Below are 13,864 nucleotides of genomic sequence, written 5' to 3' on the forward strand. Positions count from 1 at the left end.
GAGGAACAGCCGGACGTGTCCGACGTTCAGAGCTTAGCTCACTGTTACCTATACTCACAATGAACGGGGTCCTGATATTGTTCCTGTATGGACGCCCTGGATTCCCCCGACGCCGACGCCACGGATGCGGCGGACACCGCCGCCCGGCCCCACGACCGGGACCGCGACCCCGACGGCATGCTCGCCGAGCAGCTGCTGCGGCTGACGCGCCGGCTGCACCGCATCCAGAGCCGTCAGCTGGAGCCGATCGGCATCACCCCGGCCCAGTTCCGGCTGCTGCGGACGGTCGCGAGCTACGACGCGGCCCCCCGGATGGCCGATCTCGCCCAGCGTCTGGACGTCGTCCCGCGCGCCGTGACGACCCTGGTCGACGCCCTGGAGGCGAGCGGGCGGGTCCGGCGCGCCCCCGATCCCGACAGCCGCCGGGTGGTGCGCATCGAGATCACCGACGAGGGGCGCGCCACGCTCCGCTCCCTGCGCAACGCGCGCCGGGCGGCCGCGGAGGAGATCCTGGCCCCGCTGACCGCCGACCAGCGCGAGGTGCTCGGCGGGCTGCTCTCCGCACTGGTCGACGGAATGCCGGAGCGCCGCTGCTGAGACCGGGCGCGGGCCGGAGACCACCGGAGCCGGACGGCTTCGACAGGGCCCCCGTCAACCACCCATCGGGCGGTCAGGCGGTCAGCGGCGAAAGGTTCAGTACCCCCGGCCCCACCAGAACAGCGATACCGCCGCCGCCAGCAGGAAGCCCGCCCCCGCCAGGTACTTGGCGCTCCCCGGGCGCCGCCGCGGGTCCGAGAGGACCGAGAGGAGAAGGAGCGGGACCGAGAGGAAGAAGACGAACATCCCCCACCAGGAACCGATGAGCGACCACGGCAGCAGCACCGCCGCAATGATCCCGGCCGCCCGCCGGAAGACGGAAGGCCGGGCGTGGAAGAACAGGGGCGCAGCGGTCAGCGCCGCGGTCACGACCACCAGGGGAAGCACGAAGGAAGGATCGCCGGAGACGGCGACCGGCAGCAGCGGGGCGGCCACGGCGCACACGGCCAGACCGATCTGCCACGGATGAACGCTCTCGCGCGTGATGACCTGCATGACCGCCCCCAGGAACCAGACTTTTTGAACGCGTTCAGCCTATCCCGGCCGGTGACGCCCTGGACCACCGGGCTCGACGCGGTCCCCACCCGGCCGACGGCAAGGACAAAGGGCCGGGCCACCGGACACCCCTGCCGCTCGGCCCCGGCCGAGCCGGAACGCGCCACCCGGCCACCGGGCCGCCGATCCCCCGGAGACCCGGCCGAGCGCAGGTCAGAGGCCCCAACTGGTTGAACCAGTCGGGGCCTTCGCGCGCTCCGGAGAAAAGTCCATGGTTTGAGTACGAGAGTCCAATTGGCTCCCTTGCGCACCATCAGCCTCTCCGTCCAGGGTCCTTACCGAGGCCCGGTCCCACGGCCGTTGACCCGCCCGCAGGGGACCGGCCCCGCTCGCGCACGTCCAGAACCCCCACACCCCACCTGGAGGCTCGATGAACGACGACGCCCGGCCCGGACAGACACCGCAGGACCTCCCCCCGCAGCACACCGGTGACAACGCCGACCGGCAGGCCCCCAGCCGCCGTTCGGTGCTGTGGACCACGGCGGGCGTGGCCGGGGCCGGACTCGGCCTCGGCGCGCTGGCGCCGGGCACCGCGTCGGCCGCCGGGACCGCCGCCCCGGAAACCGCGGCCGCCGCGGAAGCCGCGACGGCGGCCCCCACCCGGCAGGGCCGCACGATGGTGGACGTCCCCTTCGAGCGGCGCTCGACCGTACGAGTCGGGATCATAGGTCTCGGCAACCGGGGCGACAGCATGATCGACCTCTTCCTCGCCGTCCCCGGCGTCCGGGTCGTGGCAGTCTGCGACCCCGTCCGGGACAAGGCGGAGAAGGCTGCGGCCAAGGTGACGGCCGCCGGGCAGCCCACCCCGGCCGTCTACGCCAAGGGGGAGCACGACTACGAGAACCTCTGCCGACGCGGGGACATCGACTTCGTCTATGTCGTGACGCCCTGGGAGCTGCACTTCCCGATGGCGAAGGCGGCGATGCTGAACGGCAAGCACGTGGGCGTGGAGTGCCCGGTCGCGATGCGGCTGGAGGAGCTCTGGCAGCTCGTCGACCTCTCCGAGCGCACCCGGCGGCACTGTATGCAGCTGGAGAACTGTTGTTACGGCAAGAACGAGATGCGGGTGCTCCGGATGGCGCACGCGGGCCTCTTCGGGGACCTGCTGCACGGCGCGGGGGCGTACAACCACGATCTGCGCGAGCTGATGTTCGACCCGGACTACTACGAGGGTCCCTGGCGGCGGCTCTGGCACACCCGGCTGCGCGGCGATCTCTACCCCAACCACGGGTTCGGGCCGGTCGCCAACTACATGGACCTCAACCGGGGCGACCGCGCCGTCTCCATCACCAGCGTCGGCACCCCCGCCCTCGGCCTCGCCGAGTACCGCAAGGAGCACATGCCCCCCGGTGACCCGAGCTGGAAGGAGTCGTACATCGGCGCCGACCGGACGATCAGCCTCGTGCAGACCGCCAGGGGCCGGGTGATCCGGCTGGAGCACGATGTGTCGACGCCGCACCCGTACTCCCGTATCAACAGCCTCGGCGGCACCCGGGGCGTCTTCGAGGACTACCCGGAGCGGATCTACCTGGAGCCCACGAACACGGACCACCGGTGGGACGACTTCAAGAAGTACGCCGAGTGGGACCACTGGCTCTGGAAGGAACACGCCAACCCGCCGGGCGGCCACGGCGGGATGGACTACATCATGGTGTTCCGGCTGATGCAGTGCATGCGGCTGGGCCTGGTCCCGGACTTCGACGTGTACGACGCGGCCCTCTGGACGGCCCCGGTGCCGCTGAGCCATCTCTCCATCAAGGCGAAGGGCGCCCCGCTGCCCATCCCGGACTTCACCCGGGGCGCGTGGAAGAAGGCCAGGTCCGGCATGGACTCGGAGAAGCCCGCCGCATGACGGTGCCGGGGTCCCGGGCTGTTCGGTCCGGGGCCCCGCGGGGCGGGGGGCGGCCGTGAAAACCGGTTGCCCCGGAGGTGGACGGAGGGCGAACCTTGCACGGTTTGGTCATCCCCCTCTCCGAGGTCCGCACGGGCCTTGCGCATTCCTAGCCCTGGGACGTCATGCAGATTCGCGATCTTCCGTACTCGAATCCCGGCGACCCCGATGTACGGTCGGGCCCACGCTTCCTGTACTGGCTCGGGCGCAATCAGCTGGGCGGGCAGCTCAAGGCCCTCGGCTGGGGACTGCTCCACCAGCTGAGCATCGCCGGGTTCCCGATCGGCGTCGGCATCGCCGTCCAGGCCGTCGTGGACCGCTCCGGTTCGCGCCTCGCGCTGGCCTGCGGGCTGGTCGCGCTCCTGGGCGTCACGATCGCGGTGGGCGACACCATGCTCCACCGGACCGCCGTGACCAACTGGATCACCGCCGCCGCCCGGGTGCAGCAGCTCCTGGCGCGCAAGACCGCCGAGCTGGGCGCCGCCCTGACCCGGCGGGTCGCGGCCGGTGAGGTCGTCGCCGTGTCGACGGGGGACGTGGAGAAGATCGGCTGGTTCGTGGAGGCCCTCTCGCGCTTCGCGGCCGCCGCCACCGCCCTCGTCCTGGTCTGCGTGGGGCTGGTCGTCTACCTCCCGGCCCTCGGCGTCCTGGTGGCCGTCGCCATGCCGGTGCTGGCCCTGGCCGTGCTGCCGCTGCTCCCCCGCGCCACCCGGCGCGCCGACGAGCAGCGCGAGAAGGCCGGAAAGGCGACCGAGCTGGCCTCGGACACGGTGGCCGGGCTGCGGGTGCTGCGCGGGATCGGCGGCGAGGAGCTGTTCCTCGGCCGCTACCGCCGGGCCTCGCAGGAGGTCCGCAGGGCGGCCGTGCGCTCCGCGCGGATGTGGGCGCTGATCTCGGCGGTGCAGGTGCTGCTGCCGGGCGTCCTGCTGCTCTCCCTGATCTGGTACGGAGCGACGCTCGTCCGCGACGGCCGCATCGACGTGGGCCAGTTGGTCACGGTGTACAGCGCGGCCACGCTGATGATCTTCCCTCTCCGTCACTTCGAGGAGATCGCGATGGCCTACTCCTTCTCCCGGCCGTCCGCACAGCGTGCGGTACGGGTGCTGTCGCTGCGCCGCAGCGACCGGACGGCCACCGAGGCGGGCGGCGTCCCGTCGGGCGATCTGTACGACCCCGCCACCGGACTGATGGCCGCCCGGGGGCAGTTCACGGCCGTCGTCTGCGGTGACCCGGACGAGGCGGGGCGGCTGGCCGAACGGCTCGGCGGCCACGCCCAGGGCGACGACTCCCGAAAGGCCCCCTCGGTCCTGCTCGGTGCCGTCGCGCTGGACGAACTCCCCCTGGACACCGCACGGGCGGCGGTCCTGGTCCAGGACAAGGACCCGGTCCTGCTCTCCGGCACGCTCCAGGAGCTGCTGGACGTGCCGTCCTCGGGGCTGGTCACCGCCGAGGAGGCGCTGAAGGCCGCGCAGTGCGGCGATGTGCTCGCCGCACTGCGCCAGGCGTCCCCCGACGACGACGGGGACCCGATGCGGACCCGGATCACCGAGCGGGGCCGGTCCCTCTCCGGCGGGCAGCGCCAGCGCCTCGCGCTGGCCCGGTCGCTGATCACCGACCCGGAGGCGCTGGTGCTGGACGAGCCGACCTCGGCCGTCGACTCGCACACCGAGGCGCGCGTCGCCGCCGGGGTCGCGGAGCTGCGCCGGGGCCGTACGACGGTCGCGTTCGCCTCCTCGCCGCTGCTGCTGGATGTGGCCGACCGGGTCGTCCTCGTCCACGGGGGGACCGTGGTCGCGGCGGGCACCCACCGCGAACTGCTGCGCACCGAACCGCGTTACCGGGCCGTCGTCACCCGCGAGACCGACGAGGAGGCGGCGGCCGCCGCCCGTACGGGGACCGACGCGGCCCCCGCCGTGAAGAGCACCCAGGAAATCGAGGAGAGGGCATGATCGGCGTCGCACCTCCGGCGTACGACCCGGCCGCCCCGGAGTCGGCCACCACCCTTCCCGTCGGCACCCCGTCGACCGTACGGAGTTACGTACGGGATCTGCTGCGGCGTCACCGCAAGGCTTTCGCCCTGCTGGTCGGCGCCAACGCGGTGGCGGTCATCGCGTCGATCGTCGGCCCGTATCTGCTCGGCGGGCTGGTGGAGGACCTCTCCGACGGGGTCACCGACCTGCATCTGGAGCGCACCGCCGCGGTCTTCGCCCTCGCGCTGGTGATCCAGGCGGTGTTCACCCGGTCGATGCGGCTGCGCGGGGCCATGCTGGGCGAGGAGATGCTCGCCGATCTGCGCGAGGACTTCCTCGTACGGTCCGTGGGACTGCCGCCGGGGGTTCTGGAGCGGGCCGGGACGGGCGATCTGCTCTCCCGGATCACCACGGACATCGACCGGCTGGCCAACGCGATGCGGGAGGCCGTGCCGCAGCTGGCCATCGGCATCGTGTGGACCGGGCTGCTGGTCGGCGCGCTCACCGTGACCGCTCCCCCGCTGGCGCTGGCCGTGGTGGTCGCGCTGCCGGTGCTGATCGTCGGCTGCCGCTGGTACTTCCGGCGCGCGCCCTCCGCGTACCGCTCGGAGGCGGCGGGTTACGCGGCCGTCGCCGCCGTGCTCGCCGAGACCGTGGACGCCGGGCGGACCGTGGAGGCCCACCGGCTCGGCGCCCGCCGGGTGGGGCTGTCGGACCGGCGCGTCACCGAATGGACGGCGTGGGAGCGCTACACCCTGTTCCTGCGTTCGGTGCTCTTCCCGGTCGTCAACGCCACGTACGTGACCGTCCTCGGCGCGGTCCTGCTGCTCGGCGGCTGGTTCGTGCTGGAGGGCTGGCTCACGGTCGGGCAGCTGACGACGGGCGCGCTGCTGGCCCAGATGCTGGTCGACCCGATCGGGATGATCCTGCGCTGGTACGACGAACTCCAGGTCGCCCAGGTGTCGCTGGCGCGGCTCGTCGGCGTACGGGAGATCGAGCCGGACGGCGGGGACGCGGAGGCAGGCCCGGACGGCCGGGACGTGCGGGCGGACGAGGTGCGCTTCGGGTACCGGGAGGGCGTCGACGTCCTGCACCAGGTGTCGCTGGACGTGGCGCCGGGCACCCGGCTCGCGCTGGTCGGCCCTTCGGGTGCGGGCAAGTCGACGCTGGGCCGGCTGCTGGCCGGGATCTACGCCCCGCGCACCGGGGAGGTCACGCTCGGCGGCACCGAGCTGTCCCGGATGACGGCGGAGCGGGTCCGTGAGCATGTGGCCCTGGTCAACCAGGAGCACCACGTCTTCGTCGGTTCGCTGCGGGACAACCTGCTGCTGGCCCGGGAGGGGGCGCAGGATGCCGAGCTGTGGGCCTCGCTGGCCGCCGTGGACGCGGACGGCTGGGCGCGGGCCCTGGACAAGGGGCTGGACACGGAGGTCGGTTCGGGCGGGTTCGCGCTGACCCCGGCGCAGGCGCAGCAGATCGCGCTGGCCCGTCTCGTCCTGGCCGACCCGCACACCCTGGTCCTGGACGAGGCGACCTCGCTCCTCGACCCGAGGGCCGCCCGCCATCTGGAGCGTTCCCTGGCCCGCGTGCTGGAGGGCCGTACGGTGGTGGCGATCGCGCACCGGCTGCACACCGCGCACGACGCGGACGTCATCGCGGTCGTGGAGGACGGCCGGATCAGCGAGCTGGGCAGCCATGACGAACTGGTCGCGGCGGACGGGGCGTACGCGGCGCTGTGGCGGTCCTGGCACGGGTGAGGCCGCTGTGCGCCCCGGAGGTCACCGTACGGTCCGGGTGCGGTGGGGCTGGAGGAGCTGGTCCACCGGGGCGTAGTCGTCGGTGAGGACCGGGGCGTCCCCGGTCCAGGCGGTGACGGTGTCCCCGGTGGCGATCCGCCAGCCGGTCTCCCGGGTGTCCAGGGCCTCCTGGACGGCGGGGGCGTCGACCGGCCGGGCGGAGGCGACCACCAGCAGGTTGCCGCCCACGGGGGTGGCGGCCGGGTCGAGGCCGATGTCGACGGGGGCGCCGATGAGGGCGACGTGCGCGAAGAGCTTGCGGAGGGTGGCGACCTCGGCCCGGGCGAAGGCCAGTTCGCCGTGGTCGATGAGGTTGGCGACGTACAGGCCGTCGTCCTTGAGCACCCGGCGTACGTCCCGCAGCGCTTGGAAGGTCGTGAGGTGCCAGGGCACGCTGACGCCTCCGAAGGCGTCGCCGACGACGACGTCGCGGCTGTCGGCGGCCAGCCGCTTGAGGCCCAGCCTGCCGTCCTCCACGCGGACGTCGATGCCGGTGGACGTGTCGAGGCCGAGCTGTTCGCGGTCGATGCGGACGACCCCGCCGTCGATCTCGGAGACGAGGCTGCGGGTCCCGGGGCGGACGGTGGCGAGGTAGCGGGGGAAGGTGAGGCCGCCGCCCCCGATGTGGTGGGCGGCGAGCGGCTCGCCCTCGGGGAACGCGGTGTCGACCACCGCCGCGATGGCCCGCACGTAACCGAACTGAAGGTGCGTCGGGTCGTCGATGTCCACATAGGAGTGGCGCAGCCCGTCCAGGACGAGGGTGCGGCCGGTGGCCCGGTCGGGGTCGGCGACGATCCGGGCGCAGTGGTACCGGGTCTCCGCGTCGCAGCCTCCGGGGGCGAACCCGGTGGCGAGGGAGCCGGCGGCGACGGTGGCCAGCGCCACGGCCGAGGCCCGGAGCCGGTGGCGCGCCCGCCACCGGACCAGCGCGGAGGCGATCACCAGCAGGCCGCCGAGGCCGGTCAGGATGAAGCTGACGGGCAGCCGCGAGACCAGGACGAATCCGGTGAGGACCGTGCCGACGATGGCACCGAAGGTGCCCACCCCGGAGAGCCGTCCCACCACCGTCCCGGTCTCGGCGAGGCTGGTGAGCCGCAGCTTGGTGACGATCGGGGTGACGGCGGAGAGCAGGGCGCCGGGCACCAGGAGGGTCCCCGCCGCGACCAGCAGGAGCAGCGGAGTCGCCCACTCCGCCGTGGTGCGGAGCAGCAGCGGGGTGAGCGAGACGACCACGCCGGAGACCCCGAGCGCGGGGCCGATGAGGCGGTACGGGTCGACCTGGTCGGCGGCGCGCCCGCCCAGCCAGGAGCCGAGCGCGATCGCGGTGAGGGCGATGCCGATCACCATGGTGCTGGTTTCGAGGGTGAGGCCGAGGTAGGGGGCCAGGAGCCGCAGGGCGACGATCTCGACCACCAGGACCGCGGCCGATGAGCCGAACACGAGGGCCACGGCGGCGCGCTGGCCGAGCCCCTGGTCGCTGGGCGGGTCGTCGGCCACGGGAGGGGAGGGCGGTGTGGTCACGCCAGCATCCTCGCATGCGGCGGACGGGCTCCCGCCGCCCGGCCGATGGGAGCCCGGGCACTCGCGCCACCTGGAAGCCGGGGCCGGACGCAGATCGCTGCCGGGCCCGGACACACCGGGCACAAGTGGCTGCCGATGTACGGCCGCAGGCCGCCGTCGGCGCTTCGGTACGGGTCGCCGTCGGCGCTTGGATGCGGGTCACTAAGGTGATTAGTATGCGAGGACCGGCCGCCGCACGGCCGGTCACCCGCCGGGGTGCCGGTGGAAGTGTCGCTGAATCCGCAGCATCGCCGCGTGACGTGACGGACGGTCCGGCCGTCCCTTGGCGGCCGAGGAAAAGGAGCCCGCCCCGGTGGCGTCCCATCGTCGTCCCAAGCAGCCCGGCCAGGGTTACGTGTCCGTGATCACGGCGACCGCCGCGGTGAGCGTCGCGCTGTCCGCCCAGTCGGCGTCGGCCGATCCGCTGCCCGATCCCAACAAGAAGGGCGTCCAGGCGCAGATCGACCGCCTCTACGAGGAAGCCACCCAGGCCACGGAGAAGTACAACGGGGCGAAGGAGACGGCCGGGAAGCTCCAGAAGGAGGCCGACAACCTCCAGGCGGCCGTGGCGCGCAAGCAGGACGACCTCAACGAGCTGCGGCGCGGCCTCGGTTCCGCGGCCACCGCCCAGTACCGCAGCGGCGGCCTCGACCCCTCGGTCCAGCTGCTGCTCTCGTCCGACCCGGACGCCTTCCTCGGCGAGGCGGCGGTGCTCGACCGGATCGGCGCCCGGCAGTCGGAGGCGCTCCAGCGGTTCCTCTCGGAGCAGCGCGCCCTGCGGCAGCAGCGCGTCCAGGCCGGGGAGAAGCTCGCCGGTCTCCAGGACACCCGCAAGGAGCTGGGCAACCGGAAGAAGGAGATCCAGGGCAAGCTGGCGGAGGCGCAGCGCCTCCTCAACACGCTGACCGCCAAGGAGCGGGCCGAGATCGCCGCCAAGGAGGAGCGGGCCAACCGGGCCAGCGAGCGGATCGAGCTCAGCAAGAAGACCGCCGTCGGCAACAGCACCGGGGGCGGCAGCCAGGCCGCCGCGCCGGGGCGTACCGGCTCGGCCTTCGAGGCGGCGAAGACCAGGGTCGGCATGCCGTACGTGTGGGGGGCCACCGGTCCGGGGTCGTTCGACTGCTCCGGGCTGACCTCCTGGGCGTTCCGGCAGGCCGGGGTGGACCTGCCCCGCACCTCCCAGGCCCAGGCCAGCTTCGGCACCCGGATCAACTCCCTGGGCGACCTCAGGCCCGGTGACCTCGTCATCATGCGTACGGACCTGAGCCATGTCGGCTTCTACGCCGGGAACGGCCAGATCCTCCACTCGCCGAAGCCGGGGGCGCAGGTGCGCTACGAGTCGATGGCGCGCAGTGGGATGCCGTTCATGTGGGGCGTACGGGTCTGAGCCCGTCGGCGGCGTACGGCCCGGCCCCATCCGGCGGCGGGCGGGGCCGGGCCCGCGGCCGTCACCCGAGTCCGGCGTGGCATGTCAGCAGGACGGGCAGCAGCGGGGCCATGAGGGCGCCGGTGCCGACCGTGCAGCGCAGGGCGGGGTGCGCGGCCGGTCCCGGGGCCAGGACGCGCTTCAGGCGGATCACCACACTCCCGCCCCCGACCGCGAGCGCCCCGCGCGGGGCCCGGCCTGCGGCGAGGGTGAACATCGCCGTGGCCAGCGCGTGGTGCGGGGAGCGGCGCAGGGCCCGGTCGTCGGCGGCCATCTCCAGCAGCAGGGGGACCTGTTCCCGCAGGTGGCGGGCGAGGGGCAGCCCCGGGAAGACCCGGGCGAAGGCGTGGGCCGCCGCGAGGACCAGGTGGTGGCGGCCGCGGATGTGGGCCCGCTCGTGTTCGACGACGGCGCCCAGTTCGGCGCGGGTCAGGACGTCGACGGCCCCGCTGCTGACGACGATCCTCGGCCGGCGGCCCGGGAGGCAGTAGGCGGCGGGCTCGGCGTGCTCCACCACGGTGGCCCGCAGCCGCGCCGAGGGGCGGCCCACCTTGTCCAGCACGTCCCGGTGCCGGGCACGCGCGGCCCGGGCCCGTACGGCGTGGTGGGCGAAACCGGCCAGATGGGCGGCGAGCAGCACGGCGACCGCCACGAGCCCCCAGGAGAAGCCCGCGCCCCCGTCGGGCTCGCCGCCGAGCCCCAGGGCCGCCCGGCAGGAGTAGAGGATTCCGTGCAGATGCGCCCCCGGGTCGGCGAGGTGCAGGACGGCCAGGGCGACGCAGAGCGAGAAGGACGCCGCGAGGGCGAACCAGGCGGCGACCGCCTGCAGGGGCGCGCGCCGGGGCCAGCCGCTGCGGAGCAGCAGGGGCGGGGCCAGGACGCCGACGGCCGCCGCGTAGCCGAGGAAGGCGGGGGCGGCGTTCACAGCTCGCCGCCCCGGCCCGTCGCGCGCAGCGCCTCGCGCAGGGCGGCGACCTCCTCGTCGGTCATCCGTTCCACGAAGTGGACGAGGGCGGCCGAGCGGTCCCGGCTCGCCCCGAGGGCGTCCTCCATCAGGGCCGCCGAGTACGCCTCACGGCTGCGCACCGGGGTGTAGAGCCATGCCTGCCCCTGCTTCCGCCGGGTCAGCCAGCCCTTGTCGTAGAGGATCGTGGCCACGGTCATCACCGTCGTATAGGCGGCCGGGCGGCGGAGGTTGATGTCGTCGACGACCTCGCGGACCGTCGCCGGTCTGTCCCACTTCCACAGACAGTCCATGATCTCGGCCTCGAGCTCTCCGAGCCGTCGCATTCCCCGTCCCTCTTCCGTCCCGCCCGGCGCCCTTTTCGTGCGCCCGCGTCCCCATACTAGGTTCGCGCGGCACCTTCAGGAGTACGTGATGGCCGGGTGCGCGCAGCGGGCGTCACCGGGGTGCGAGCTTCTTCTCGATGAGCGCGCGGAACTCCTCGTACGAGCCGGGGTTGGGAATCCTGAGCCCGTCGACGAAGAACGTGGGCGTGCCCTGGACCCCGAGGCCGAGTCCGTCACGCTGGTCGGCCTCGATGCGCTCGGTGGTCGCCGGGTCGTTCAGGGCGGCGGTGAACTTCTCCATGTCGAGGCCGAGTTCCCCGGCGTACTCGCGGAAGAGCTCTTCCTTGGACTCGGTGGCCTCGCCCCACTGCGCCTGCGTGGTGAAGAGCTTGCTGTACATCTCCTCGAACTTGCCCTGCCCGGCGGCGGCTTCCACGGTGCGGGCGGCGAGCTGGGCGTTCTTGTGGCCCGGCATGGGGAAGTAGCGGGCGACGAAGGTGACCCGGTCCCCGTACTCCGCGCGCAGCTTCTCCACCGCCGGGTAGACCGCTCCGCACGCCTCGCACTCGAAGTCGAGGAACTCCACCACCGTCAGCTCGCTGTTCTCGGGCGAGGTGAGCCGGTGGCTGGATTCCCGTATGTGCTGGGGCTGGCCCGCGGCCTCGACGCCCACCGTCCCCCGGTCGCGGTCCTCGGGTGCCAGCAGCAGGAAGGAGCCGAGTCCGGCGGCGAAGGCCGCCAGGATCACCGCGGCGACGATCAGATGCTTCTTCATGGGTCGTTCGTCCTCAGGTAGAGGGCCGGGCACGGCGGTGCCGGTGGGCCCGGCGGGGCAGGACGGGCCCCGCAGGACCCGTCAGGGCAGGCAGAGGCCGCCGACCGGGATCGCCCGGCTCAGCGGCGGCGTGGGCCCGCCGGGCGGCGGGGCCCGCCCCGACCGCAGCCGCGCGAGGACGGCCGACTTCGGGCGCCGGGTGCGCCCCCGGTGCCCACTGTGCGGCCACGGGACACGGAGGCCGGACGCCGGGGGCCGTACGAGGGTGAGGAGGCGGCCGACCGCCGCCAGCAGGGGCCGTCCCCGCCCGAGCAGCAGTTCCGTGAGGCCGAGGGCGCGGGCCGCGACGAGCAGGGCGACCAGCTGCCCGGAGAGCAGCACGCCCGAGGGGACATGGGTGCCGGCCGCGTGCCCGGTCCAGAGCGGCACCCCGCCCGCGCTCACCGCACGGCAGACCCCGGGCAGCGCGTACGCGAGGTGGTAGGCCAGCTGGGAGGCGGCGAGGACCCCCACCACCTGGGTGTCCGACAGCCGCCGCCGGGTCAGCACCACCGCCGCCGGAACGGCCACCCCGGCGACCGCCGCGAGGAGGACCCACACAGGGGCCCGGCAGCGGGCGAGCAGATGACCGGCCAGCGGCAGCGACACGCACAGCACCGCGAGCGCCCCCGCCCGCACCCCGCGCACGACCCCGGCCGCCGGGGAGGCGGGACCGGGCGGGCGGAGCGGCGGCATACCGGTGGCTTTCGCGGGAGAGCGGGAGAGACGGGAGAGGGCGAGACGGGATCGGGGCGTCCGGGCGGACGGCCTGCGCCGCGCGACCGCGCACGCACCGGCAGCGTACTCGCCGCCCCTCCCCCGCCCTTCGACGGGGATACGGGAGGCTGTTCGGCCGGGCTCCGAATTAGGGATGCAGGGCCGGGCGGGCGGGTGGTCGAATGCTCCGATGCGCAGAGTTGCTGATATCGGCGGATGTGATGATGACGGCCGGGCCGGGACCGTGGACCGGGGGCGCTTCCCGGACGCCAGGACCCCCTGGGACGACGCGGACCGCCGGGCGGAGGCCCTGGAGTGGGTGACCGGGCATCTGGCGGCCCACGGGCTGCGCGAGTCCGGGCCCCGGGAGGTGCGGCTGCGGCCCTGGTCGGTGCTCGTACGGTTCTCCGTCGCCGGTGCCCCCGGTGACCGGCCGGTGTGGTTCAAGGCCGTGCCCCCTGCCGCCGCCTTCGAGGCGTCTCTCGCCGCCGCCCTGGCCGACTGGGTGCCGGACCACGTCCTGGCGCCGCTCGCCGTCGACGCGGAGCGCGGCTGGTGCCTGCTGCCGGACGGCGGACCGCTGCTGCGGCAGGTGCTGGACGAGGGCGCGGGCACGCTCGCGGACTGGGAGGACGCCCTGCGCGGTTACGCGGTGATGCAGCGGGCGCTCGTCCCGTACGCGGAGAAGATGACGGGTCTCGGGGTGCCCAGTGCCCGACCGCACGAACTGCCGGGGCTGTTCGACACGCTGACGGCGGAGAACGAGGCGCTCACCCGGGAGGAGCGGGTGGCGCTGGAGGGGCTGCGGCCCCGGCTGGTGGAGTGGTGCGAGGAGCTGGCCGCGGTGGGGGTGGCCGCTTCGCTGGACCATGCCGATCTCCACGACGGCCAGCTCTTCCGGCCCGCCCCCGGCCGGTTCGCCTACTTCGACTGGGGCGACGCCCTGGTCGGCCACCCGTTCTCCAGCCTGCTGGTCCCCGCGCGGTCGGCCGAGGACCGGTTCGGGCCCCGGGTGCTGCCCCGGCTGCGGGACGCCTATCTGGAGCCGTGGACGGGCGACGGGGTGGCGGCGGGCGATCTGCGGCGGGCGGTGAGCCTGGCGTGGCGGCTCGCGGCGCTGGGCCGGGCCGCCTCCTGGGGGCGGATGTTCGCCGTTCCCGGCGCCCCGGCCGCCCCCGGCGGCGCCGAGACGGCCCGCTGGCTGCGTGAGCTGCACACGGAGCCGCCGCTGTGATCCCGGGCCGCCGC

General features: G+C 74.0%; 12 protein-coding genes. 6 read left to right on the forward strand and 6 right to left on the reverse strand.

The features are described 5' to 3' along the window. Positions 1 to 177 precede the first annotated feature (177 nt). On the forward strand, positions 178 to 597 hold the full coding sequence (locus B7C62_02660; protein ID ARF76953.1) for a MarR family transcriptional regulator: 420 nt from the start codon (positions 178 to 180) through the stop codon (positions 595 to 597). Positions 598 to 693: 96 nt separating this feature from the next. Here the strand turns inward: B7C62_02660 and B7C62_02665 are convergent, their stop codons facing one another. Next, positions 694 to 1,092, reverse strand: coding sequence for a hypothetical protein (locus B7C62_02665; GenBank protein ID ARF71277.1), 399 nt, complete (start codon positions 1,090 to 1,092; stop codon positions 694 to 696). A gap of 430 nt (positions 1,093 to 1,522) precedes the next feature. Here B7C62_02665 and B7C62_02670 point away from each other — a divergent pair, with 430 nt between their 5' ends. The 3 genes from B7C62_02670 (at position 1,523) to B7C62_02680 (ending at position 6,770) form a co-directional block, all read left to right on the forward strand. Continuing rightward, positions 1,523 to 3,004: a glycosyl hydrolase gene (locus tag B7C62_02670; GenBank protein ARF71278.1), complete on the forward strand. Its 1,482-nt coding sequence runs from the start codon at positions 1,523 to 1,525 to the stop codon at positions 3,002 to 3,004. A 164-nt stretch (positions 3,005 to 3,168) separates the two neighbouring features. Continuing rightward, positions 3,169 to 4,992 (forward strand): ABC transporter permease, encoded by a 1,824-nt coding sequence (locus B7C62_02675; protein ID ARF71279.1) that lies wholly within the window; start codon positions 3,169 to 3,171, stop codon positions 4,990 to 4,992. Next, complete coding sequence (locus B7C62_02680; protein ARF71280.1) at positions 4,989 to 6,770, forward strand: multidrug ABC transporter ATP-binding protein; 1,782 nt, start codon at positions 4,989 to 4,991, stop codon at positions 6,768 to 6,770. Before B7C62_02675 ends, B7C62_02680 begins: the two co-directional genes overlap by 4 nt. 21 nt (positions 6,771 to 6,791) lie before the next feature. On the opposite strand, the gene B7C62_02685 is transcribed toward B7C62_02680, so the two are convergent. Next, positions 6,792 to 8,330, reverse strand: a complete 1,539-nt coding sequence (locus B7C62_02685; protein ID ARF71281.1) for a spermidine synthase — start codon at positions 8,328 to 8,330, stop codon at positions 6,792 to 6,794. 352 nt (positions 8,331 to 8,682) lie between these two features. Between B7C62_02685 and B7C62_02690 the strand changes: the two genes are divergently transcribed. Next, on the forward strand, positions 8,683 to 9,756 hold the full coding sequence (locus tag B7C62_02690; protein ARF71282.1) for a hypothetical protein: 1,074 nt from the start codon (positions 8,683 to 8,685) through the stop codon (positions 9,754 to 9,756). A gap of 61 nt (positions 9,757 to 9,817) precedes the next feature. On the opposite strand, the gene B7C62_02695 is transcribed toward B7C62_02690, so the two are convergent. The 4 genes from B7C62_02695 to B7C62_02710 all read right to left on the reverse strand — a co-directional run bounded on the left by B7C62_02695 (position 9,818) and on the right by B7C62_02710 (position 12,595). Beyond that, positions 9,818 to 10,720, reverse strand: a complete 903-nt coding sequence (locus B7C62_02695; GenBank protein ID ARF71283.1) for a hypothetical protein — start codon at positions 10,718 to 10,720, stop codon at positions 9,818 to 9,820. Next, positions 10,717 to 11,085, reverse strand: coding sequence for a CopY family transcriptional regulator (locus B7C62_02700; GenBank protein ID ARF71284.1), 369 nt, complete (start codon positions 11,083 to 11,085; stop codon positions 10,717 to 10,719). The genes B7C62_02695 and B7C62_02700 overlap by 4 nt, the downstream gene beginning before the upstream one ends. Positions 11,086 to 11,197: 112 nt before the next feature. Then, the gene (locus tag B7C62_02705; protein ID ARF71285.1) at positions 11,198 to 11,860 is read right to left on the reverse strand and encodes a disulfide bond formation protein DsbA; all 663 of its coding nucleotides are present in this window, start codon (positions 11,858 to 11,860) and stop codon (positions 11,198 to 11,200) included. Positions 11,861 to 11,941: 81 nt separating this feature from the next. Then, positions 11,942 to 12,595, reverse strand: coding sequence for a hypothetical protein (locus B7C62_02710; GenBank protein ID ARF71286.1), 654 nt, complete (start codon positions 12,593 to 12,595; stop codon positions 11,942 to 11,944). Between the two features lie 211 nt (positions 12,596 to 12,806). Between B7C62_02710 and B7C62_02715 the strand changes: the two genes are divergently transcribed. Next, the gene (locus tag B7C62_02715) at positions 12,807 to 13,850 is read left to right on the forward strand and encodes a phosphotransferase (protein ARF71287.1); all 1,044 of its coding nucleotides are present in this window, start codon (positions 12,807 to 12,809) and stop codon (positions 13,848 to 13,850) included. Positions 13,851 to 13,864: the final 14 nt, after the last annotated feature.

It is taken from the genome of Kitasatospora albolonga (assembly GCA_002082585.1).
In the GTDB taxonomy this organism is placed as follows: Bacteria; Actinomycetota; Actinomycetes; order Streptomycetales; family Streptomycetaceae; genus Streptomyces; species Streptomyces stephensoniae.